Source organism: Methylobacterium currus (assembly GCF_003058325.1).
GTDB classification, from domain to species: Bacteria; Pseudomonadota; Alphaproteobacteria; order Rhizobiales; family Beijerinckiaceae; genus Methylobacterium; species Methylobacterium currus.
In genome coordinates, this window is record NZ_CP028843.1 from 1,309,613 (window position 1) to 1,331,015 (window position 21,403).

The following is a 21,403-nucleotide window of genomic DNA, read 5'->3' on the forward strand; positions in this document are numbered from 1 at the left end:
CGATGCTGACGGACGCTCAGTGGGCCGAACTGGAACCGCTGGTGGAAGCCTGCCGGCCCAAAGGCAAGACGCCGCCCCAAGAGCTGCGCCGCACGATCTCAGCCATCCTCTGGCGGCATCACAACGGCGCCTCTTGGAGGGCCATTCCAGCCGAGTTGGGTCCCTGGTGGCAGGCCGCCCAGATCTTCATCCGCTGGGCGCGCGCCGGCGTCTGGGAGCGGCTGCTCGACCTCGTGCAGAGCCGCGGCGTCGCGCTGGGCATGGTGTTTCTCGACGGCACGAACATTCGAGCCCACCAGAAGGCGGCGGGCGCGGCCAAAAGGGGGGATCTGGAGCCGAGCGAGACCATCGTGAAGCTCTTGGCCGCTCGCGTGGCGGCTATGGCACCAAGGCCTGCGTGATCGCCGATGGACGGGGCCGCCCCGTCGGTTTCCGCCTCGCGCCCGGTCAGGCGCATGAACTGCCCCACGCCCTTCCGCTGCTCGATCAACTGCCCGGGGTGCCGAAGTGGGTGGTGGCCGACCGTGGCTTCTCCAGCCACGGCTTTCGCGAGGCGATCTGGACCGCCGGGGCCCGGCCCGCGATCCCGACCAAGAGCAACGAGGCCCCGCTCGCCTGTCCTGACTGGATCTACACCAATCGCAACATCGTCGAGCGACTGTGGGCGCGCCTCAAGGAATGGCGGGCCGTTGCCACACGCTACGAGAAGACTGCCGTCAGCTTCATGGGCGTCCTCTGCCTCGCCGCTACGCTCCTCTGGATCAAGTGACGACAGGCCCTAGTCGGCAACCCACCCTGGCTGGCTTATCGGCACATGACCTCCAACATGCAGTCTACATTTAAGCGTATGTGTGAGGCACGCGGTCTCTGGCATGGAGCAGAAGTCGCTACGCATCAAGATCTTTCAGCATTGTTTGTCGCACGTGCTGTACAGCTCTACTTACGGATAGGCGGTCGGTTCGGCATGGTGATGCCGAATGCAGTTGTTGACCGCGAGAGCTATAGAGGATTCCGAACTGGAATCTATGAAGGCGCCCATGATATGACACAAGTCGTATTCGAGACTTCGTGGGATCTTCGCCGTATTCGTCCTCATTTTTTCCCCCGTGGGGCAAGTGTAATATTCGGCACAAGAAGTGATCTAGCCTCTGCAATGCCTACCGCAATGGAAGTATGGTCTGGGCGGGTGCTGCAAGGCAATGTCTCATGGAGTGAAGCAAAGCTAAACATTCAACGCAATCAAGGCGTCGCTGTTCAATTTCAGCGAAATATTAACTCACCATATATGTCAAGATTCAGACAAGGAGCTATCATTGCTCCACGCGTCTGTTTTGTAGTTAACAAAAGGCCAGCACCACTGCTTGGTAACGTCGCGGGAACTCACTCGGTGATTTCCTCGCGCAGTGTCAATGAGAAAAAACCTTGGAAGGAAGTCCCAAGCATAACCGGATTTGTGGAAGAGAGATTTATTAGGCCATTTTATTCCGGAGAAAACCTTTTGCCTTTTCGTATTTACGGTCGCCAGCACGCAGTTATCCCGGTTGACATACAGCGTTTGATGCAAGGCGAAGATGAAATAGAAGTTTATCCAGGTTTATCGTCGTGGTGGAACGAGGCAGAGCGCATATGGAATACATACCGCTCAAATGAAAACCTGTCTCTAATGAAACAGCTTGATTATATGGGTAAATTTAGTTCACAGTTTCCGATGGCACATATACGGGTTATATATAATACAGCTGGTATGCACTTGAGTGCAGCGAAAGTGGACGATCCAAAAACATTCGTTGACAGCAATCTTTATTGGTGCAACGTACAAACCGTCGAAGAAGCAAACTATCTTTGTTGTATTCTGAATTGTCCGACAACAACGGAGATGCTTAGACCACTTATGTCTTATGGAAAAGATGAACGTCATGTACATAAACATATATGGCAACTTCCGATCCAAGAATACGACGCGAGTAACTCTAAGCATGCAAGGCTTGCGTTCCTCGGCGGTGAACTCACACTCATTGCTGCTTCCTATGAAATTCGAAAGGATATACATTTTTCAGCGGCACGAAGAGATATTAGGAATGCGCTAGATCTAACTCCTGCGGCCGCTGAGGTTCGAGATCTGGTTTACGAGATGCTTTCCTAAGGGGCAGATCGCGGTCAAGCCCGTGCCCCTCGCGCGCCTTCACCCACTCCGCGACCAACCTCAAGCGCCAACCATAGCAATTAGGATTGCACGTCACAGCTGTGGAGCGGCCGGCATCTCAGCCTTAACTGCAAAGTTGGGCATCCTGCCACTCCTTGAGGGTCTGACCGGTGCTCACGAGGCGCCACGCCGTCCTGCCATTCGTATTGCGGTTTGCGATGACCGCGGCTGCTGCGCTTGCGCTCGTGAAGGTCACCGGCTCCTTGAACTGCAGTAGCTGCGATCCCGGCACGGGCACAAGGCGGCCCTCAGCAATGAGCTGGTCACGTAGCGATGAGTACCCCTTGCTGGCGAAGTCGCTCTTCGCGGTCGCCGTTGAACCTTCGAGGACGGTCACCTCTCCATCCACCTCGACTGCCATGGCCTTGTAGCCAAGCTTGTCACTCGCGAAGACCAGCTCAAGCTGCGGAGCAATGGCCTGCTTAGCCTCCTTGCTCGAACCTGGAGGGGCGGTGATGCGTCCCTTGGGCCGGAGGAAATCGAAGCCGACCACTGGCAGAATCACCTCCACCTGAGAGATGAAGAACTCCATATCCGAAATGTCACTCTCGGGGAGGGCCTTGCGTCCGGGCTCGTTGCCGTTGGCGAGGTTGGCTCGGTCGGCGCCCTTCGTCAGCTCTACGAAACGGTGTTCAAGGTAGCGGACGTGGGACTTGGTTAGGTTGGCATCCTTGGACGTGACGATGCAGACCCGGCTCCAGAAGTCCTTCGATGTGTCTTTAGCATGGGACTTGATACGATCGATGACGCTGTCGCCCTCACCGACGTAGACCCGCGCCCTCGTAGGTTGGTCAGGATCGTCGCCCACCAGGAAGTAGACGCCCGTGCGGCTAGCCTCGTCACGGCTCAGGGCCTCACCCAAACGGGATCGTGGAGCGACCAGCGCGTGTCCCGTCCAGTTCATAATCTCTGCTGTGAGGATGCCCGTGGGTGATCCATCGACGAGATAGAGACGCACGCTCCGGCCTTGAACCAATGCACCCACCCTGACCTGCGAACAGCCAAGGATGCAGCGCCGGCTGAGTAGCCGCAAGTGTGCGTCAGATGGATCTTGGCGCGTTGCCGAGTTTAAGGCTTTGCATGCCGTCCACATAGGTATCGATCGACCCAAATCGATTCAGAAATAATATGCATGATAAATCCTATTTCAACACTTAACAATTATATCGATCGAAGAAGATGCGATCGCCAATTGTGGTTTCGATATATTCGAATTGACGTTCCAAATTTTAGCCATCGATACTTTTGTATCTTTTCATCACTTCAGAAACTCCGGACATTCGGACCTTCGTTCAAAAGGCGACTCTCACCACTTGACAAAATATGTTTTACAACAAAATTTAGCCAAGTAGAGAGATTGGAGGTTGACATGCGGCTTATCTCCATCCCTGCCCGGGTGATAGAAGACGACATACCAGTCGGCATGCCAGATATCGAAGTTGCAGAGTTTCTTACGTCATTAGAATATAAGAGTAGATTAGAAAAACTCGCTAGTAGAAGAACGTTCGTAACGGGAATATTGTCAACAGGGCTCGTTACAGCGGCTCCGGGGCTAAGTCATGGGCAAGGGGGTGCCGTTGGGGGGCTCGTTAACGTCATCGTTAAAAATCCAAAACTTGCCAAAATAGCATGGGAAGTCGGTGAGTATCTAGTTGGAAGATTTATTTCGCAAAACAAAAATAAGTCTGAAGGTCAGGATGGTAGCACTTCATTGACGATCAGCGCGGGCGGAAGGACTGAGTCTTCTCGTTCTATCACAATCGTTGTTCCTAGAAGTACGACGATAACAATTAGCTTCGACGACGGGCCAGCCCCCAGGTCTGAGGGAAACAAAAATTTCAATGTTATTTCGGCATTGAATGTCGCTACTACTAATTTTCGAGTCGGTGGGTAAAGAAGTTCAGAGGGGAGCCTGCAATGACATACCGAAATAAAGATCGCCTCAGGTTGAGTAGGCGCGCAATCGTTCTAGCTGGAGCAACGTTCGGAACTGGGCTGACAAGCGCGCAGGGAATCAGTCCAACGCCGCTCTATTGTTCTGTAGAACAGCTCAGACTCAGCAAGCGTCGCTGGCGTGTTGGGGAGCCTCTTTCAGGCTCGTGCAAGATTATTAATGATGACGGAAAAATACACAAAGGAAACATATTACTATCAATACTAAACGAAAATGATGAAATAGAGTCGTCAGACTACAGATCGATGACTGTAAGTGGTAAAGTGAGACTTGATTTCATTTTTGAGGATGGCCCAAGTCCCCGAACACCTGGAAAAAAACTCTTCAGGGTCTCGACATCCTACGAAGCCGATGCATACGAATTTATAGCCTATTAGGAGGTGTAGATGAATGCGTTTCTTGGTTTGTATGTCGTTATGGGTATGATTGGAGCGCCTGCCGTGCAAATCGACACTATCAGTCCAGCTCCTCTCCTAGGCTCCCGTTCCCAGCCGAACGTGATTTATGTCGGGCCCTTTGGGAGAAGAACAGGCAGAACTTTCTCATGCCAACTTGAGGTGAGATGTGGATCAATCATTGCCGAAGGTCAAGGTGAAGACATCGCCGCAGCAATGGAAAACGCGATTGGTAATGCCGAGAAAAGAGCAGCGGCTAAGGGTTCGGATTTCGATATAGACTCCTGTAAGCCTATAAACGAGGAAGCCTGTGATCAATAAGATGACTAACACCAGCATGCCAGCTACTATTCTAGTACTCTCTCCTACCTAATCGCCAGGGTGAATGCCTGCCATCGCTGCCCGTCGGGATGGTATCACGGGCGGTCGCGAGGAGAACGTGTAACTTTGACTCTGAGATGCCAGGAGGGGCGTGATATCCAACCGAAAGGGGGCTGACTGACACGTGTCAAGGAGGGGGCACGTTCGGGCACCTCAACTCACGTCCAACAGGACGTGTCAGTTCAGAAAGCTGTCTCTGCTCACTGGACGGTCACACGTGAACAAGATCCCCGTCACCGCTAGCCCCACTATTCACTCGGGCTTCCATCACTCTTGGACCATTGACAAACTTCGATGCAAGCCAGATCGCGAAACCGATTAGCAATATCTTAGTAATGGTTAATCGACGTGGTCCGTGATTCTCTTCAACATAAAACGAACCAATCCATACGATCACTAACATTAATGTTGCAGACAGCTTCATACAAGCGATCAATGATCCCGCAATTGGTCCGTTGAAATATATGGAACTGGCGATCGTTCCGAAGAAACTCCATATCCATACTAGACATCCCGCTATTATAACTAAAGCCAACATAGGATTTGATTTTGATATCGCGATTATTTCGAATGGTGGCATAGTTTCACGGCGAGAGAACGCAATGAAAGACAAAGAGGCAGCTATAAGCACTACTACAGGCGTCAGGAATACAGAAGCCGTCATACCTACATCGCCTATCGAATTGAAGACAACGTATCTCGAGCCACATCCCACTACAAACAAAATAAATGTGCTTCCAACCATCACAGACAATGCAATTGACAGATAATATTTCAAATCGTCGTTATTGATTTCTGTCGTTTTGAAATTACCATTAATGTATGACCGCGTCTCCACGTCTGTGATTGGACTCACTATTGATGACTGAGGCTGGATCCTGCTATCTTTATTATTAATTTCAGAGATGGGCGAGGAGAGGGCGGTGACTGGTGTCGGTTGCGTCGTTGCAGGCGCTTCATTGACCGCCAGGCGCACCTTCACAGCTCTCGGGAGGTCGCTCAGGTAGGGCCCTCTCACAAATTCCGAACCACGTCCTCCGCCATACACGCTGTCATATCGAGCCACGAGGTCTGAGATCGCCTCGCTGCATATGCGTGTTTCGATAACGGTATTGATCGCTGCCCGAAGCTGGGGCTGGGACGGCGAGGCGGGCAGACGGCCCCTGACAGCCGAGGTCACACAGTTAGTAGCTGCGCGCACATAGGGCATCACCAAACGCCTGTCGGTGTCGCCCTGTCGTTCCTGTGCCCTCGCTGAACCTGCGACGGCCCCGATTGCAATTATTACTAATGCTAGCCGCCGGATGATGGTCGACATCGCCATACCCCTTAAACGGAGAGAAATCCGCTTCAAGAGGAGCATAGCGGAGTTTGCTACGTGGGCAACCCGAAGAGACGTAGTCACACTGCGTTTCATGAAGGCGACGTTGAACTACGCTATAGGGACGAGAGTCCGTCGAGCCCGTGAAGCTGCCGGTCTGACCCAAGAGGCACTGGCAGGATCCATTGACCGGAGCAAAGAAGCGATCAGTAACATCGAGAGGGGTATTAATTTGCCAACCATAGATACGCTCCAACGAATTTGTGATGTGACAGGAATCAATATTAGCTTCATGTTCGAACAATCGCCGGAAGATCGAGACGTTTTGGACTTGAAAACTAAAGCAGATATATTGATGTCGAAGATGAATGTAAGCGAGCTGAGGTTCATTGTGAACATGATTGAGTTGTATAATAACCATAAAAGTGAAGTGATTGCTTCAGAATGATGTTTGTGTTTTATGATATAAAACTTATCAATGGCAGCGGGGGCAGTGCATGTATATACACTCGCCCCTACAAATAGTTATTTTATTACATCTACGTAAGTTTAATTCGTAATTTTATTGCTTATACTTGTTTGCAATAAGATACTTTTTAACAACATACGCAAGCAAGGGATAACTTTCTACTACACCTTGATAAAAACCATTCACCGAGCTCAATATAAGATTTCTTGATTCAATGTTAATGAATTTATTATCTTTAATATGATCGTCAATACACTTTGTTCCGGCTCGATATTCAGCTGCGAGCATATTATATCCAAACTCAACTCCATCAGTAAGATCATTAAATGTGTGCCTATAAAGGTAATACTGAACCGCAAGTTCAAACACTTCTATTGTTTCGTTGCGCAGATCGATGCTGCAATCGTTAGTTTCGTCAATCATTATATCATACCTATTTAAGTTGTTATATTAGTCCTCATACGTGGAAGTAAGAGGATGCGAGTTTATATCTTTGTCCAAAGAATTAGTCAGGCCGCTTGATAAAGATGCGATTTCTAATTAGATGAGAAAAGATATCATCACCTAGGTGACTTGTTATATAGTAGCATGATCTACATAACAAGTCAACAGTTAACTGTGACGTTTACGTCAGCGTTTCCCAAATATATAGCCCAGGTTTCAGCCGAACGACCCTCGACGCACTCGCTGAATGAAGCGTCTGACATCTGCTTTCCTATCGGACGGAGAGTTGGCGTTCGCCGCGGCTTGCATCAGGGCTGTCTCTAGGCCCCATGCACTCAGCCCAACATGTCGCAATCGGAGGCCGAGTTTGAAAATACCTTCGTTACCATTACCTCGTTTCGATCCCACAGCGTCCCACTCCCTCAGTGCATCGGCGACCTTCAACTCTTGCTCCGGTGTGAGTTCGTCAGAGACCGACAGGGGAGGGGGTGCAGGCTGGTAGGCAGCATCATCCTCACTGACACCATGAAAGATCCAATCCTTGACCTTTAAAGGCTTGCGATCCTTCTTGAAATCCATGAAAAACGCACCAGTTGGATCCTGCGGTTGACAAGGTAGATAGAACAAGTCGCATCCATTCCGCTTATGGTCGATACCATGGAACCTTCGGTTCGCCTTCGGCGCCGTCTTGCTCTTCGAAGCGAAACCTGATGATTCAACTACATAGATGATTTCCCTGATGATCAATGTGTATACCTCATTTGTCATTGCTTTATCGGTTGGAATGTAAATTCTATAACGCAGATTGGAAGATGTGCTGCTAAATGTATTATAACATACTATACGAAGATGGGGGAACATACCCGCGAAATCCTTAGGCTTCATGTCACCTCCATCAACGTCCATCCAGATACCTTTAATAAACACGATGTTTTCCTTCGATTTATACGCTTCAACGACTTTGTATGGATCGAAATACGCAGGGCTGATGAGAAGATTTTGATCCTTGGTCTCATACCTGATCCTACTGCACTCCCTCAGCTCCCTAATGAACTTTTCGTCCGTGAAGACAGCTAGTGCTCCGTATTTCCTATCATACATTGTATTGAATATAGATCCTTTGAAATTTGCGACGAAATAACTATTAGTCCTTATAGGAGAAACGTCGCATTTTTCTCTTCTCCAATAAACGGCTTGAATATCATCTTCACGGACGAATATTTCTTCTTCGTCGAGATTAGCTATCATTCTCATTTTCTTTTCTCTACTTACCTGCTTTCTTTGGTTTGAATCTTTGTGAACCGACGGGCGTCCACGACGCACGCATGCCGAAGGCATCAACAATCCCAGACTATTAATGGTAGATCCCGGATAGATGCTGGCGATATATTCAGCCGTAACCCTGTCCGCGACGATCCAATCTTTCATATTAATATTACTAGGGTCTCGTATTGATGTCCTAGACAGTGCTTGGTAGATCGTATGGCCTGTCATTTCGATTTTCTGGTCAGTATCCGATATATCGAGAACTTCACGGAGAAACCTTTGAACGTCAGGCTTGTTGTTAAGTGCCGGAATTATCAATGCATTGTCAATGTCCTGGTAACTATTAAGCCCGTGTGATTTTCCTGGAAGCTCAATATTATTATTATCTGCCAGATCACCTTTCTTCTTCATGTCATTGTTGTCACTCCATACAGAAGCTCTTTCCCCAAATATCAGTTTTGAGGCATCTATCATCTTCTTACGAAGTTCTGGGTATTTCTTTTCGCGTGCGTGTTTCGACCAGTTATCTTCAGTTCCGTAATGCAGACGAACTAAATTACCATTATTATGATCCGTGTATCGGAGCTGTGATTCCAGATCAGTATCATTTTCAAAGTGAACGCCTTTTCCAGACCAGTATTTAAACAGTGCTGTCTCTTCAAATCGCGCCCCTAGTATAGTCACCGACCTGTATCCAGAAAAAATAGTTGGCTGCAGGACGCTATAAACCTCGAGTCGCCTATTATCCTTCCCAGAAATAAGTTTTTGATATTGATCAAGCCTGACATATGAAATATAATCTGCCGACAGCACAAGTTTTGCTAGTTTCGAGAATACCTGATTGATACTATCCTTATTACGATTTTCGGCTATCGATCTAAGCTCTAACACATCGTTAGGTTTTAATATCCCATAGGAAGATCCTTTGGGTTCTACAATCAAATGTTTTGTAATAATGCTGTGATTGACTGGCAGAGATTCATTGAAATGCTCCAAGAGAACCGGAGCTTCATCGATAACGACATCATATTTTGCCTTATTAGCTACGTAGGGCAGGCTGAAGAATGTCGCATGAGTTGTTATAAATACGTGATTGCCATCGTAGGGGTTGCGAAATCGTTCAATCAGCTGACTTGCTACGGACGTGCCTTTCGTGATAACAGAATGAAAAATCTCGATATGAATGGAAGGTCTGCGTCGAGTGATTTCGTTATTAGTATTATCGATAAGCTCCGTTGTGGGTTGAACAAGCAGGAGATTTTCCTCATACCGGCCTTCCACGATATTATTAATAACAGCGTGGGTCTTGCCCGATCCGCATGGGGCCGAGACATATTTAATTCTATGCATTTTATTAATTCAAACCTCTATAAAATTCAGATAATGTTGACAATGAAGTGTGATCTTGGACAACATTAAAGTTATCCAAGTCGCTATCCTAAATACTAGATGCTACTAGACTTGATACCCTCCGCCGTAGGCAGCTAAACCTCTTACCAGCTTTAAGTATCGATCTCGTTCTTCATCTTCGTCTTGCTCTAAGTGCTTCAAAGCGACCGATAAACCACGCTGGATCATTTCGGTACTTTGTTCAAATTTAGGATTTCTATCTCTTTTATACTGAGACAAAACTCCGAGAGCAGCAATCAAAGTCCAGAAATCACATAGATCATCAAGGAGATTATTTTCTCTATATTCGTCATCGTCGCTTTTCATCAACATCTTTTTGAATAGCCAATCGACTTGCTCATTGAGTGCTTCATGGGCATCAATTCGTAGATCGATAATATTAATCTTGTTCATAGGTTAAGATTCTTTCCTTTTCAAAAATATTAATAGCTGCCGTCGGGCCTGTATCAGCAGCCAGCAATAATGGTAATTGAGTAAAACGGCTTCGGTGTGTGCATAGCCCACAACTCTGGCCCGTGCTGATGTAACAAAATCAGATTATTGATACTGAACAGCTGCTGTGTCGATGTAGCCGTAAAAGAAACTTGTTCCCAAGCCACAAGACGTTTATACAAAGCTGCTGTTCTGCTGTCAACTGGTAAATATGATTGGATACAGACTTGATACACATTTCATAGCATGCTATGTTAGGTATTTTATTCACTGAAAGTGAGTGCTAGAGCCAAAAGGGTAACTGACCGTAGATGCTCTTCACTCTCCCTCAACATGAAACTACTTGAGACGTTTTACGTTTTAAACCGTTGCTTTGTCGATATGTCGCGCGCTAATAATCTGCGTTCCATATGCACACTAGGATGATTGGTATTAATTGTAGAAAATTCAATAATGGTATCGATGCGTATACGACCCTATTGGCAACTTTCCGGACGACGTGTCGGCGCAGTCTGCTCATAATGATAATGGTCCGCTACAACGCGCCTTAAAAGCATTATCGGCTTGCCAATGCTGCTATAGCCCGGCGGACGATGGTGTCGCCCTAAAAGTTAGCGCGTTGCACGTTCCACACATACGTTTTATGATAAAACGAGTGCAGCGTATTCTTGCATGAGATAACGGGAAGTCAGATGCTGCCTATCTCAGTGGATAATAATATTTTCAACTCGCTCTTTAACTGGCACCCGAATGACGGCCGAACATCCAAGGAAAATTTTTTGACGGAAGCATTTGCTCATGTAATTCGCAGCAATGCGCATTGCTGCTCTCTTTGGATGCAAGCCATATTCTCCCAAGACATCGACTTCGACTCCGTTATTATTAATACTCGTGCTTCGCATCGACTTAAAGGTGAGAAAAATACGATATATCCCGACATGGAAATATCCGGTTATCACGCAGATGGACGTAAGTTTGGGCTGTTAGTTGAGAATAAATGGGACTCGCCCGCAAGCAAATCTCAGATATTCAAATATGGTCATCTGGCTCGCCAGCTATATTATAGCCATCTGATATTCATTGCACCGAATTCATTAAATCAAGATATAATTAATGAATTCAATCTAAATTTTCCTGATATTGGTTTCATGGTTTTCACTTGGAAGCAAATTTATAATGTATTACGAAATGCTGCAGACACGCAGGGTTTGGCACCGGAGTTTCTTGGATTCATGAAAACCCATAATCTCAGTCCAGCAGATCCCATCGAAGCCGATATGGTGAGAGGTTTCATTGAAGGACATGGGCTTGCCAATCGCATGATATCTTTATTAGAGAGAATTCGAGATAATTATGATTGGAAATTCATACCGAGCACCCATAAAAATGTCAAAGACTGCAAGATAACGAGCTCTTATGGAAGAATAGCTCTCGAAATCGGAACTCCAAAGTGGGATGGAGCCATAACAGTAGGTTTTTTAACGGACAACTGGGATCATAAAGTCCCATTTTCCAATAATAGACAGAGAGGTCTTGATCTCATTTTTCGTATAGAAGCCAATCCCAAACATAGAGATAGCGGCCTAGAAATCGCATCATTTGTCCGTGCTGCAGTGATAGACAGCGGACATATCGGTGGTATAATAAGGTTTATTGGAGACAAAGACAATCGCAATACGCATACGATAGTCATAGCTCAGCGAAGTTTACTTGATTTGATTGAGAGTAAAGAGTCTGGAGACGATCAAGCGGAGAAAATATATAGGCAAATAGAAAAGTGGGGGCAAGCGATATTTGCAAGTCCAGAGGTAGTACGCATTATAACCAGCATAGGCACGTAGATAATCTCTAGTTATGATACGTTATATCAGCAATTACGAGCAGCTGACGCCGGCTATGGTCACAGCAAGGTCACAGTTTCCCCGTTCCGGAAGCTCATGGACGCCTCCGCAACAGTCGCGACACGCTTGATCGAGCAGCCCCTTCACGCTAGTTTTCTCATGCAACCCACTGATGAAATTGCGATTTCCACAATGGTCGATCTAAGGTCCGTGATAGGCTGATTTGGCGACCGGGTGATCCTCGACGACCCGATCTCGGTCGACGGCGCCAATTCGGAGCGGGTGCGCGAAGGGATCGCCCAATGGTTCCTGGAGGCCGTGCCGACCCGCCTCAACGACCCCGTCCGCTCGGCGATCGTGGTGATCATGCAGCGGCTGCACGAGCGCGACCTGTCGGGCGTGATCCTGGCGAAGAACCTCGGCTACGACCACCTGATGCTGCCGATGGAGTTCGAGCCGGAGCGCGCCTGCGCCACCCGGATCGGCTTTGCCGATCCGCGCCGGGCCCCGGGCGAGCTGCTGTTTCCGGCCCGCTTTCCCCGCGAGGCGGTGGAGCGCGACAAGGCCGCGATGGGCGAGTACGCGGCGGCCGGCCAGTACCAGCAGCGGCCCGCACCCCGGGATGGCGGGCTGTTCAAGCGGGGCTGGTTCACCCCGGTGCGGGCCTGGCCTGCCGGCTGCGCCACTGTCCGGGCCTGGGACCTCGCGGCGAGCCTGCCCAAGGGCGGGCGCGGGATGGGCGGGCGCGGGCCGGACTACACCGCCGGCGTCAAGCTCGCCCGCGCCCCGGACGGGCATCTCTACGTCGTCGACGTGCGCCGCGACCGGCTCTCGGCCGGCGGGGTCGAGCGGCTGATCCTCGCCACCGCCGCCGAGGACGGAACGTCCTGCCGGATCTCGCTGCCGCAGGATCCCGGCCAGGCCGGCAAGGCGCAGGCGCAGTACCTCGTCGGGCGCCTCGCCGGCTACGACGTGCGGGCGACGCCGGAGAGCGGCGACAAGGCGACCCGCGCCGCCCCGGTCTCGGCCCAGGCCGAGGCCGGCAACCTGCACCTCGTCGCCGGGCCCTGGAACGAGGCCTTCCTCGACGAGCTCTGCGCCTTCCCCAACGGCGCCTTCCTGGACCAGGTCGACGCCCTCTCGCGCGCCTTCGCGGCGCTGGCCCGGCCGGGATACGGCCTGCTCGGAGTCCTGTGATGTGGCTCGCCGACCGCCTCGCCAACCTCGTCTCCGGCCTCGGCGGCCCGCGGGACAAGAGCACCGGCAACCTGCATGTCCACGTGCCCCGCGCCCGGGCGGAGCTCGACGCCGCCTACCGGGACAACTGGCTCGCCCGGAAGGTCGTCGACATCGTGCCCTTCGACATGCTGCGCGAGTGGCGCGCCTGGCAGGCGCCGCCGGACGTGGCGGCGGCGCTCGCGGCGAGCGAGGAGCGCCTGGGGCTTCGCGACCGCCTGCTGCGGGGCCTGCGCCTCGCGCGCCTGCATGGCGGCGCCGCGATCCTGATCGGCGACGGCGCGCCGGATCCGGGCCGGCCGCTCGACCCGGAGACGGTGGGGCAGGGAGGATTGCACTACCTCCATGTGCTCCCCCGGGCCGCGATCCAGGCCGGCCCCATCGACCGAGACCCGCTCTCGGCGTGGTTCGGCGAGCCGAAAGGCTACACGGTGGCGGACGGCCAGGCGGTCCATCCGTCCCGGATGATCCGGCTCCTCGGCGCGGCCCTGCCCGAGGACGACATCGGTGACGCTTTCGGCGACAGCGTGCTCCAGGCGCTCCTGGAGGCGATCGACCAGGCGACGGCGGCCTCAGCCCACATCGCCGCGATGCTGCCCGAGGCCAAGCAGGACGTGATCTCGGTGCCGGGCCTGTCGCAGCACCTCTCGACCGAGGACGGCACCCGCCTTCTCACCGAGCGCTTCGCCTATGCGGCCCGGATGAAGGGCCTGTTCGGGATGCTGCTGCTCGAGGGCGACGGCCGCTCGCCGGAGGGCGAGCGCTACCAGCAGAAGCAGCTCGACTTCTCCGGCCTGCCGGAGGTGGCGCGCCTCTTCCTCCAGGTCGCGGCAGGCGCCGCCGACATCCCGGTGACGCGGCTGCTGGGCCAGTCGCCCGCCGGCCTCAACGCCACCGGCGAATCCGACATCCGCAACTACCACGACCATGTCGCGGCGCGTCAGACCGTCGAGCTCACCCCCGCCATCGCCCGCCTCGACCGGCTGCTGATCCGCGACGCGCTCGGCCGCGACGAGCCCGGCCTCCGCTACGCCTGGCGGCCCCTGGCGCAGGCGAGCGAGCGCGAGAAGGCGGAGATCGGCCGCCTCAAGGCCGAGACCGCCGCGACGCTCGCCCGCGAGGGCGTGGTGCCGGCCGGCATCCTCGCCCGCGGCGTGGAGGGCTGGCTCTCCTCCGCCGACCTCTTCCCCGGCATCGCCGCGGCCTTCGGCCGGCCGGCGGGCTGAGAGCCGGGCTCTCAACCTCCCTCCCGAGCGGGCAAACATCGACACACGTCGCCGATCAAGGCGCGGGCTTCCCCCCTCTCCCCGCCCGCGGGGAGAGGAGAGACGCGCACGGCCCGGCCTGTGAGCCGACGAGCCCGAGCGGGAGCGAGATCAACCCTCTCCCCACGCGAGACCTCACCCATGCATCTCTTCGACCGGTTCAGCCTCGGCCCCGCGGCCGAGATCGCGGGCGCGCGCCCGCTCGGCAACGGCGCCCTGGTGGTGCAGGCGCGCGCCGCCCGCGCCGGCAACGTCCAGGTCTATCGCGGCGACGAGGTCGCCCGGCCGGACCTCGCCGAGGTCCGGATCTACCGCGATCCGGACGAGATCTTTCGCGAGGAGTCCCTGCGCAGCTTCGGCCACAAGCCCGTCACCCTCGACCATCCGCCCGAGGCGGTGACGCCGCGGACCTGGCGCGGGGTCGCCCGGGGCCATGTCGGCGACGAGGTGGTGCGCGACGGCGACTTCGTGCGCATCCCGATGCTGCTCGCCGATTCCTCGGCCATCGCGGCGGTGCAGGCCGGGCGGCGCGAGGTCTCGGTCGGGTACACTTGCGACCTCGACTGGACCCCCGGCACCGCCCCGGACGGCCAGCCCTACGACGCCCGCCAGACCCGCATCGTCGTCGACCACGTCGCCATCGTGGCGCAGGGGCGCGCCGGGCCGGAATGCCGCATCGGCGACGCGGACCTGACCCGGCGCCTCGCCGAGGCCGAGGCGCGGGCACAGGCCGCCGAAGCCGCCTTGGCCGAGCGCGAGGGCGAGGTCGCGGCGCTCCGCGCCCGGGTGCCGGATGCGGCCGCCCTCGACGCGCTGGCGGCCGAGCGCGGCGCCCTGGTGGCGCAGGCCCGCCGCATCCTCGGCGACGCCTTCGATCCCGCCGGCCTCGATCCCGGGGCGATCCGGCGCGCAGCGGTCGCCCGCACCCTCGGCGAGGCGGAGGCCGCCGCCATGAGCGCCGCCGCGATCGAGGGCGCCTTCCGGATCGTCGCCGCCGACCCGCGCCGCACCGCCCCCCACCACGCCCCGGACCCGCTGCGCGACGCCCTTCGCCGCCGGACCGACGACGCCCGCACGCCCGAGGCGGCCCATGCCGCCATGGTCGAGACCCTCCGCAACGCCTGGAAACCCGCAGGAGCCCGCTGATGCCCGCCGTCCAGACCAGCTACCCCGCCCGGCCCGCCGCCGCCTACGAGGGCATGGCCGCCGACCAGGATCCCGCCACGGTGATCAGCCGCACCGTCGAGACGGCCGACGGCATCGCCTTCGGCCGAGCCGCCTTCCAGGGCACCCGCGACGACGGCATCGCGGCCTCGGGGGCGGTCTTCCGCGGCATCGTGCTGGCCGACCGCAACGCCCGGCCGAATCCGAGTGGCGCCGACCTCTTCGCCAAGGGCGAGACCGCGCCGGTGATGGTGCGCGGCACCGTCTGGGTCGTCACCGCCTCCGCCGCGAGCGTCGGGGCCGCGGCTTACGTCACCGCCGCCGGCGCCGTCACGGCCACCGCCTCCGGCAATACCCCGATCGCGAGCGCCCTGTTCGACACCTCCGCGCCCGCCGGCGGCCTCGTCCGCCTGCGCCTGAACTGACGAGAGGCTTAACCGATGACCCGCACCCTCCTCACCGACGCCCCCCGGGCGCTCGCCTTCCTGGTCAGCCAGCAGGCCTTCATCGAGCCCAACGTCTACCGCAACCAGTACCCGGCGATCCGCTATCCGCGCCTCGTGCCGGTCGACACCGCGGCACCCGAATGGGTGCCGACCGTGACCTACTTCTCGGTCGACCGGGTCGGCCAGGCGACCTGGGTCCACGGCGCGGCCAGCGACGTGCCGAAGGCCGAGCTGCTGCGGCGCCAGTACGAGACCACCATCGCCATGGCGGGGATCGGATACGGCTACGACCTCGAGGAGCTCGGCAAGGCGCAGCTCCTCGGCATGACCCTCGACGCCGACAAGGCCGACGCCGCCCGGCAGGCCTCCGAGGAGTTCATCGACCAGGTCGCCCTCCGGGGCGACGCCACGAAGGGATTCGCCGGCCTCCTCAACCATCCGGGCGTGACGGTGGGCAGCGCCGCCGCCACCGGCACCGGCGGCAGCACCCTCTGGGCCCAGAAGACCGCCGAGCAGGTGCTGACCGACATCAACGGCCAGCTCATCGGCATCTTCACCGGCTCGAACACGGTCGAGATGGCCGACACCGTGCTGCTGCCCTACGACCAGATGCTGAGCCTCGGCCTGCGCCGCCTCGACCCGACGAGCCCGATCACGCTCCTCGACTGGATCCGGCGCCACAACGTCTACACCCTGGAGACCGGCCAGGACCTGACGGTCTACGGCGTGCGCACCCTCGAGACCGCCGGCACCGGCGGCACCGCCCGCATGGTCGCGTATCGCCGCGACCCTTCCGTGCTGAAGCTGTGGCTGCCGATGCCGTTCCGGTTCTTCCCGGCCTGGCAGACCGGCCCGTGGCGCTTCGAGGTGCCGGGCGCCTTCCGGCTCGGCGGGCTCGACATCCGCCGCCCCGCCGCCTGCCGCTACCTCGACGGCATCTGATGGAGGCGGCGAACATGATGCGGGTGACGAACCACGCGGCCGGCCCCCGACTGGTCTGGCCCAAGGGCGCCCGGGCGCCCCGGCTCCTCCTGCCCGGCGAGTGCGCGGTGCTGGTGCTGCCCGAGCGGCCGGACCCCTGCCTCGCCGCCTGGGAGGCGGCGGGCGAGGTGCGGGTCGAGGCGGAGCCCGAACCGGGACCGCCGGACCCGGCACTCCGGGACCCGCGCCCCGAGCGCCGCCGCGGCCGCCCGCGGCCGCCCTCCGGCGGGGAGGCGTGAGATGGCGGAGACGATCACCCCGGAGGCGTTCCGGGCCCGCTTCCCCGCCTTCGCGGGCGTCCCCGACGCCGCGATCGCGGGGGCGCTGGCGGAGGCGGCCCCGCGGGTCGGGGCGGGCTGGCCGGCGGCGGAGGCCGCCCTCGGGCGGATGCTCCACGCCGCCCACACCCTCACCCTCGACGGGCGGGGCGGGCCCGAGGCCGAGCTCGCCCGGGCGGGCGCCCTCGACCTCAAGGCCCTGCGCAGCGGCACCCTCCACCTGGAGCGCCGCGACGCAGCCCCCGAAGACCTGCCGGGGACGCTCGGGCTCACCTCCTTCGGGCGGCGCTTCCACGAGGTGATGCGCCGCAACAGCATCGGTGTGGCGGTGGTGTGATGGGACTCCTCGACGGGCTCGGCCGCCATCTCGGGGGGATCTTCGCCCCCCTCTTCGACGACGGGATCCTGCACCGGGTGAGCCTCGGCGGCGGCGCGGACGAGCCCGTGCGGGCGCGGATCGACGGCGCCCGGGAGGCCTCCGAGGAGCCCGGCCTGCCGGGCCGTCTCGTGCGGGCGATCGTGCTGATTCCGGGCTCCCCCCCGAACCCCGACGACGAGATCACCCTGGCGGGGACGCGCCACCGCATCGTCGCGGTGGAGACCGACCCCGCCGGCAGCCACGCCATCATTCAGGGACGACCGTTGTGACGCAGAAAGCCGAGACCGGCCCGCTCCAGGCGCGGCTCGCGCGCCTCGCCCGCGCCGGCAGCGACGCCGCGCGGGCCCGCGCGCGGGAGGCCGCGAACGCGCTCGCGGCCGACATCCAGCAGGAACTGGCGCGAGACCCGCCCGGCGGGCGCGCCGAGGCGACGGAGACGCCGGGCGGCGGCGCCGTCACGGTCGAGGCGCCGGGCCTGATCGCCCGGGAATTCGGCACCGCGAGGCGGGCGGCCCGGCCGGTGGTCGGCCCGGCCATCGCGCGTCTGACGGGGAGGGGGTGATGGCCGGCCTCGACCTCTCGCCCCAGCTCCTGCGGGCGGTGCGGACCCGCCTCCTCGCCGATCCGGCCTTGCGCCCGCTCGTCGGCGACCGGGTGCGCGAAGTGGCGAGCGTCCGGGAGGAATGGCCGTTCCTGCGCGTCGATCCGCCGGAGGTCAGCCCCTACGCGGCGCAAGGCTGGCGCGGCTGCGCCTGTCGCCTGACCGTCCACGCCTTCCTGCGCGGCGCCCGGGACCTCGGGCCGGTGCAGGAGCTGCTCGCCGCCGTCTCGGTCGCCCTCGACGAGGCCGACCTGGCGCTCGCCCGCGGCGAGCTCCTCTGGATCGCCCACGAGCGCAGCCTGGTCCTGCCGGAACCCCTCGGGCCCGGCTCCTGGCACGGCGTCGCCCGCTTCGGCGCGGTGGCCGCCGAAGCTGTCTAAGTCGGCCTCGGGCGCCGGCGGTCGCATCCGCTCCCTTGGCTTTCGTTCCGCCCTGCGCCCGGGAGCCGCTTCGGGCTCCCGGTCCCGCTTCACGGGGCGCTCCTCGCGCCCGCCACGCTGCACCGCCCTCCGGGCGGTCTCAGGAGAGACCCAATGGCCCAGCCCACCACCCTGCCGTTCTCGGCGATCGCCGTGAAGCTCGAGAGCCTGACCAAGGCCGGCACCTTCGAGGCGCCCTGCGGCCTCACCGAGCGGGCGGCGCAGTTCACCAAGGAAACCAACAGCGCGGTCGTGCCCGACTGCGCCAACGAGGACGCCGTCCCCTTCGTCGACCGGTTCGCGGTCTCGAAGTCGGTCGCGGTCTCCGGCAAGGGCGTGATGGCGCGCCAGAGCCTCGCCCGCTGGCGCGCCGCCTACGAGGCGGACGGGCCTGTGCGGGCCCGGGTCGAGGTGAGCGGCACCGGCGCCGACGGCGGCGGCGCCTGGGAAGGCCTCTTCCACCTCACCAGCTTCGAGGTCGGCGCGGTGCGGGGCGAGCGCTGCACCGTTTCGGTGGCGCTGCAATCGACCGGGGCGGTCGCCTTCACGGCCGCGGCGTGAGGCACTCATGAGCCGCGACGGCCATATCGATCTCGCCCTCGAGGAGACCACCCACCGCTTCCGCCTCGCCATCGGCGACCTGGAGGCGCTCCAGGAGGCCACGGGCGCGGGCCCCGCCGCCCTGCTGCACCGCTTCCATGCCGGGAGGCTGTACCGGTTCCAGGACGTGCGCGACGTGCTGCGCCTCGGCCTGATCGGCGGCGGCACCCCGGTGCCGCAGGCCCATGCGCTGGCCCGCCGCCTCGACGGGCTGCCCTGCATCCCGCTGATCGCCAAGGCCGCCCTGGTGCTGGCGGCGGCCCTGGAGGGCACCGAGGACGAGCGAGTCGGCCGCCCCGCGGGGGCTGCCGGCCCCGAGGGGCGGATCGCCTTCGCGGCGTTCTACGGCGCCGCCGCCGCCATGGGCCTGCCCGCCGCCGACCTGCGGGCAATGAGCCTGTGGCAGCTCGCCGCCTACATCGACGGCTTCAACCGCGCCCGCGACCCGGACGCGGCCGACGCCCCGACGCCCGCGGAAGAGGACGCGCTCTGGGCCTGGCTCCGAGGCCTCCCGGACGACGCCCTCCCGGATGACGGATCGCCCGCATGACGACCGAGATCGAGCGCCTGGTGGTCTCCCTGGAGGCCAATGTCGAGGCCTATGAGCGCGAGCTCGCCCGGGCCGGGCCGCTCGCCGAGCGGGCGATGGGGCAAGCCGAGCGCGCGGTCGAGGCCGGGGCGACGCGCATCGCCGCCACGATGGCGCGGGCTGGCGCCGAGGTGCGCGACGAGATCGCCCGCATGGCCGCGCCGGAGGCCCTGGGGAAGCTCCAGCGCGCCGGCGAGCCGGCGAGCGCCCTGCCCGTGGGGGACGGCGCCTCCCTGCGGCGGGTCGACGACGCGGTCGGGAGCCTCTGCACCCGCCTCGCGGAGGCCGGGTCCGCCTCCCGGGAGGCGGTGGCGGGGTTCGAGGCGGTGGCGGGCGCAGTCGGCGGGATGGCGGACAAAATCCCGGCCGCCGCCGACCTCGTCGCGGATCTCGGCCGGAGAGTGCGGGCGGCGGCGGAGGAGGGCGCGGCGATCCGCGCCCGCATCGCCGACGCCTTCGCGATCAGCGACGCCGCGTCCCGCGGCAGCCTCGCCGGGACCGCGACGACCGTCCCGGGCACCGCCGCCCCCGAGACCGCGCGAGCGCCCGCGCGGTCGCCGGCGAAGCCCGTCAAGGCTGCCGAGCCGGCGGACGACGCGTTCCGCGACGAGGTCGCCCGCCTGACCCGGCGCACCGGCCTCCTGACCATCGAGGCCGAGGCGGTCGGCCGGGAGGGTGGCGCCGCGGCCAAGGCCGAGGCGGCATTCCGGCTGCTGGAGGCGGCCAAAAAGGCCGACCTCGCGGTGACGCCGGCCCTGCGCGAGGAGGTCGACCGGGTGGCGCAGGCCTACGGCGCCGCGACCGCCCAGGTGGAGCGGGCCGAGGCCGCGCAGCGCGCCGCCCAATCGGCCTCGCGGGAGCTCGGCTCGGCGCTGGCCGACAGCTTCAAGGGCGCGATTTTGCACGGCGAGCGGCTGACGACGGTGATCTCCCGGCTCGCCACCACGCTCGCGAGCCGGGGCATCGACCGGGCCTTCGACGGCCTGTTCGGCCGCTTCAGCCCCGGCTCCGACCTGATCGGCGACGCGCTCGGATCGCTCGGCCTGACCCAGAACCCGACCGGCCGCGCCGCCGGCGGGCCCGTCACCCCGGGCGTCGCCTATACGGTGGGCGAGAGCGGCCGCGAGACCTTCGTGCCGCTCCAGCCCGGCCGCATCCTGCCGGCGACCCACGGCGTCGCGGCCCCGGCCCCCGCCCCGACCGTCCAGGTCTCGGTCTCGATCGCCACCGCGGACGCCCCAAGCTTCCACCGCTCGGAGGCGCAGGTCAGCGCCGCCCTGGCCCGGGCGGTGCAGCGCGGCCTGAGGGGCCTGTGAGCACTCCGTAGAG

General features: G+C 59.5%; 23 protein-coding genes. 19 read left to right on the forward strand and 4 right to left on the reverse strand.

The features are described from left to right. Positions 1 to 2: 2 nt before the first annotated feature. Together DA075_RS06000 and DA075_RS35770 are read left to right on the forward strand one after the other, a co-directional pair. A protein-coding gene (locus DA075_RS06000; RefSeq protein WP_099952440.1) for an IS5 family transposase occupies positions 3 to 769 on the forward strand; the annotation gives its coding sequence in 2 pieces (ribosomal slippage) (positions 3 to 318 and positions 318 to 769; 768 coding nt in all). A gap of 45 nt (positions 770 to 814) precedes the next feature. Then, positions 815 to 2,143 (forward strand): hypothetical protein, encoded by a 1,329-nt coding sequence (locus tag DA075_RS35770; protein WP_123834159.1) that lies wholly within the window; start codon positions 815 to 817, stop codon positions 2,141 to 2,143. 124 nt (positions 2,144 to 2,267) lie between these two features. Here DA075_RS35770 and DA075_RS06005 read toward each other — a convergent pair whose 3' ends face one another. Beyond that, entirely contained in the window at positions 2,268 to 3,161 is an 894-nt protein-coding gene (locus tag DA075_RS06005) for a GIY-YIG nuclease family protein (protein WP_244936515.1), read from the reverse strand. 411 nt (positions 3,162 to 3,572) lie between these two features. Between DA075_RS06005 and DA075_RS35775 the strand changes: the two genes are divergently transcribed. Both DA075_RS35775 and DA075_RS35780 read left to right on the forward strand, forming a co-directional pair. Continuing rightward, entirely contained in the window at positions 3,573 to 4,097 is a 525-nt protein-coding gene (locus DA075_RS35775) for a hypothetical protein (protein ID WP_123834162.1), read from the forward strand. Positions 4,098 to 4,543: 446 nt separating this feature from the next. Beyond that, on the forward strand, positions 4,544 to 4,873 hold the full coding sequence (locus tag DA075_RS35780) for a hypothetical protein (protein WP_123834164.1): 330 nt from the start codon (positions 4,544 to 4,546) through the stop codon (positions 4,871 to 4,873). Between the two features lie 271 nt (positions 4,874 to 5,144). Here DA075_RS35780 and DA075_RS35785 read toward each other — a convergent pair whose 3' ends face one another. Beyond that, positions 5,145 to 6,251, reverse strand: a complete 1,107-nt coding sequence (locus DA075_RS35785) for a hypothetical protein (RefSeq protein ID WP_123834166.1) — start codon at positions 6,249 to 6,251, stop codon at positions 5,145 to 5,147. Here DA075_RS35785 and DA075_RS06010 point away from each other — a divergent pair. Further along, the gene (locus DA075_RS06010) at positions 6,238 to 6,702 is read left to right on the forward strand and encodes a helix-turn-helix domain-containing protein (protein WP_099952442.1); all 465 of its coding nucleotides are present in this window, start codon (positions 6,238 to 6,240) and stop codon (positions 6,700 to 6,702) included. The two genes, DA075_RS35785 and DA075_RS06010, sit on opposite strands and share 14 nt — an antisense overlap. 681 nt (positions 6,703 to 7,383) lie before the next feature. On the opposite strand, the gene DA075_RS06015 is transcribed toward DA075_RS06010, so the two are convergent. Then, positions 7,384 to 9,783 (reverse strand): DEAD/DEAH box helicase family protein, encoded by a 2,400-nt coding sequence (locus tag DA075_RS06015; RefSeq protein ID WP_099956436.1) that lies wholly within the window; start codon positions 9,781 to 9,783, stop codon positions 7,384 to 7,386. Positions 9,784 to 9,888: 105 nt separating this feature from the next. Continuing rightward, positions 9,889 to 10,236 carry a hypothetical protein gene (locus tag DA075_RS35790; RefSeq protein ID WP_123834168.1) on the reverse strand — a complete coding sequence of 116 codons (348 nt, stop codon included), beginning with the start codon at positions 10,234 to 10,236 and terminating at the stop codon, positions 9,889 to 9,891. 731 nt (positions 10,237 to 10,967) lie between these two features. Here DA075_RS35790 and DA075_RS35795 point away from each other — a divergent pair. From DA075_RS35795 to DA075_RS06080, 14 genes are all read left to right on the forward strand, one after another. Beyond that, entirely contained in the window at positions 10,968 to 12,116 is a 1,149-nt protein-coding gene (locus DA075_RS35795; RefSeq protein WP_123834170.1) for a hypothetical protein, read from the forward strand. A 234-nt stretch (positions 12,117 to 12,350) separates the two neighbouring features. Continuing rightward, positions 12,351 to 13,313 (forward strand): phage terminase large subunit, encoded by a 963-nt coding sequence (gene terL / locus DA075_RS06020; protein WP_338068001.1) that lies wholly within the window; start codon positions 12,351 to 12,353, stop codon positions 13,311 to 13,313. Then, entirely contained in the window at positions 13,313 to 14,578 is a 1,266-nt protein-coding gene (locus tag DA075_RS06025) for a DUF1073 domain-containing protein (protein WP_099952443.1), read from the forward strand. Before terL ends, DA075_RS06025 begins: the two co-directional genes overlap by 1 nt. 180 nt (positions 14,579 to 14,758) lie before the next feature. Next, positions 14,759 to 15,763 (forward strand): DUF2213 domain-containing protein, encoded by a 1,005-nt coding sequence (locus DA075_RS06030; protein ID WP_099952444.1) that lies wholly within the window; start codon positions 14,759 to 14,761, stop codon positions 15,761 to 15,763. Next, positions 15,763 to 16,206, forward strand: a complete 444-nt coding sequence (locus tag DA075_RS06035; RefSeq protein ID WP_099952445.1) for a structural cement protein Gp24 — start codon at positions 15,763 to 15,765, stop codon at positions 16,204 to 16,206. Before DA075_RS06030 ends, DA075_RS06035 begins: the two co-directional genes overlap by 1 nt. Before the next feature lie 15 nt (positions 16,207 to 16,221). Continuing rightward, the gene (locus DA075_RS06040) at positions 16,222 to 17,169 is read left to right on the forward strand and encodes a DUF2184 domain-containing protein (RefSeq protein WP_099952446.1); all 948 of its coding nucleotides are present in this window, start codon (positions 16,222 to 16,224) and stop codon (positions 17,167 to 17,169) included. A gap of 14 nt (positions 17,170 to 17,183) precedes the next feature. Beyond that, positions 17,184 to 17,447: a hypothetical protein gene (locus DA075_RS06045; RefSeq protein WP_123834172.1), complete on the forward strand. Its 264-nt coding sequence runs from the start codon at positions 17,184 to 17,186 to the stop codon at positions 17,445 to 17,447. A gap of 1 nt (position 17,448) precedes the next feature. Continuing rightward, positions 17,449 to 17,823 (forward strand): DUF4054 domain-containing protein, encoded by a 375-nt coding sequence (locus DA075_RS06050; RefSeq protein ID WP_099952448.1) that lies wholly within the window; start codon positions 17,449 to 17,451, stop codon positions 17,821 to 17,823. Beyond that, entirely contained in the window at positions 17,823 to 18,134 is a 312-nt protein-coding gene (locus DA075_RS06055) for a hypothetical protein (protein WP_099952449.1), read from the forward strand. The genes DA075_RS06050 and DA075_RS06055 overlap by 1 nt, the downstream gene beginning before the upstream one ends. Beyond that, the gene (locus DA075_RS06060) at positions 18,131 to 18,427 is read left to right on the forward strand and encodes a hypothetical protein (protein ID WP_099952450.1); all 297 of its coding nucleotides are present in this window, start codon (positions 18,131 to 18,133) and stop codon (positions 18,425 to 18,427) included. The genes DA075_RS06055 and DA075_RS06060 overlap by 4 nt, the downstream gene beginning before the upstream one ends. Next, complete coding sequence (locus DA075_RS06065; RefSeq protein WP_099952451.1) at positions 18,427 to 18,846, forward strand: DUF3168 domain-containing protein; 420 nt, start codon at positions 18,427 to 18,429, stop codon at positions 18,844 to 18,846. Before DA075_RS06060 ends, DA075_RS06065 begins: the two co-directional genes overlap by 1 nt. Positions 18,847 to 18,999: 153 nt before the next feature. Then, positions 19,000 to 19,446 carry a phage tail tube protein gene (locus tag DA075_RS06070; protein ID WP_099952452.1) on the forward strand — a complete coding sequence of 149 codons (447 nt, stop codon included), beginning with the start codon at positions 19,000 to 19,002 and terminating at the stop codon, positions 19,444 to 19,446. Between the two features lie 7 nt (positions 19,447 to 19,453). Then, positions 19,454 to 20,035, forward strand: coding sequence for a gene transfer agent family protein (locus DA075_RS06075; protein ID WP_099952453.1), 582 nt, complete (start codon positions 19,454 to 19,456; stop codon positions 20,033 to 20,035). Further along, the gene (locus DA075_RS06080; protein WP_244936517.1) at positions 20,032 to 21,390 is read left to right on the forward strand and encodes a phage tail tape measure family protein; all 1,359 of its coding nucleotides are present in this window, start codon (positions 20,032 to 20,034) and stop codon (positions 21,388 to 21,390) included. The genes DA075_RS06075 and DA075_RS06080 overlap by 4 nt, the downstream gene beginning before the upstream one ends. The last annotated feature ends 13 nt before the right edge of the window (positions 21,391 to 21,403 follow it).

Coding starts and splice junctions, on each gene's coding strand:
- DA075_RS35770 (WP_123834159.1), top strand. CDS start 815: ATGACCTCCAACATGCAGTCTACATTTAAGCGTATGTGTGAGGCACGC.
- DA075_RS35775 (WP_123834162.1), top strand. CDS start 3,573: ATGCGGCTTATCTCCATCCCTGCCCGGGTGATAGAAGACGACATACCA.
- DA075_RS35780 (WP_123834164.1), top strand. CDS start 4,544: ATGAATGCGTTTCTTGGTTTGTATGTCGTTATGGGTATGATTGGAGCG.
- DA075_RS06010 (WP_099952442.1), top strand. CDS start 6,238: ATGATGGTCGACATCGCCATACCCCTTAAACGGAGAGAAATCCGCTTC.
- DA075_RS35785 (WP_123834166.1), bottom strand. CDS start 6,251: ATGTCGACCATCATCCGGCGGCTAGCATTAGTAATAATTGCAATCGGG.
- DA075_RS06015 (WP_099956436.1), bottom strand. CDS start 9,783: ATGCATAGAATTAAATATGTCTCGGCCCCATGCGGATCGGGCAAGACC.
- DA075_RS35790 (WP_123834168.1), bottom strand. CDS start 10,236: ATGAACAAGATTAATATTATCGATCTACGAATTGATGCCCATGAAGCA.
- DA075_RS35795 (WP_123834170.1), top strand. CDS start 10,968: ATGCTGCCTATCTCAGTGGATAATAATATTTTCAACTCGCTCTTTAAC.
- DA075_RS06025 (WP_099952443.1), top strand. CDS start 13,313: ATGTGGCTCGCCGACCGCCTCGCCAACCTCGTCTCCGGCCTCGGCGGC.
- DA075_RS06030 (WP_099952444.1), top strand. CDS start 14,759: ATGCATCTCTTCGACCGGTTCAGCCTCGGCCCCGCGGCCGAGATCGCG.
- DA075_RS06035 (WP_099952445.1), top strand. CDS start 15,763: ATGCCCGCCGTCCAGACCAGCTACCCCGCCCGGCCCGCCGCCGCCTAC.
- DA075_RS06040 (WP_099952446.1), top strand. CDS start 16,222: ATGACCCGCACCCTCCTCACCGACGCCCCCCGGGCGCTCGCCTTCCTG.
- DA075_RS06045 (WP_123834172.1), top strand. CDS start 17,184: ATGATGCGGGTGACGAACCACGCGGCCGGCCCCCGACTGGTCTGGCCC.
- DA075_RS06050 (WP_099952448.1), top strand. CDS start 17,449: ATGGCGGAGACGATCACCCCGGAGGCGTTCCGGGCCCGCTTCCCCGCC.
- DA075_RS06055 (WP_099952449.1), top strand. CDS start 17,823: ATGGGACTCCTCGACGGGCTCGGCCGCCATCTCGGGGGGATCTTCGCC.
- DA075_RS06065 (WP_099952451.1), top strand. CDS start 18,427: ATGGCCGGCCTCGACCTCTCGCCCCAGCTCCTGCGGGCGGTGCGGACC.
- DA075_RS06070 (WP_099952452.1), top strand. CDS start 19,000: ATGGCCCAGCCCACCACCCTGCCGTTCTCGGCGATCGCCGTGAAGCTC.
- DA075_RS06075 (WP_099952453.1), top strand. CDS start 19,454: ATGAGCCGCGACGGCCATATCGATCTCGCCCTCGAGGAGACCACCCAC.
- DA075_RS06080 (WP_244936517.1), top strand. CDS start 20,032: ATGACGACCGAGATCGAGCGCCTGGTGGTCTCCCTGGAGGCCAATGTC.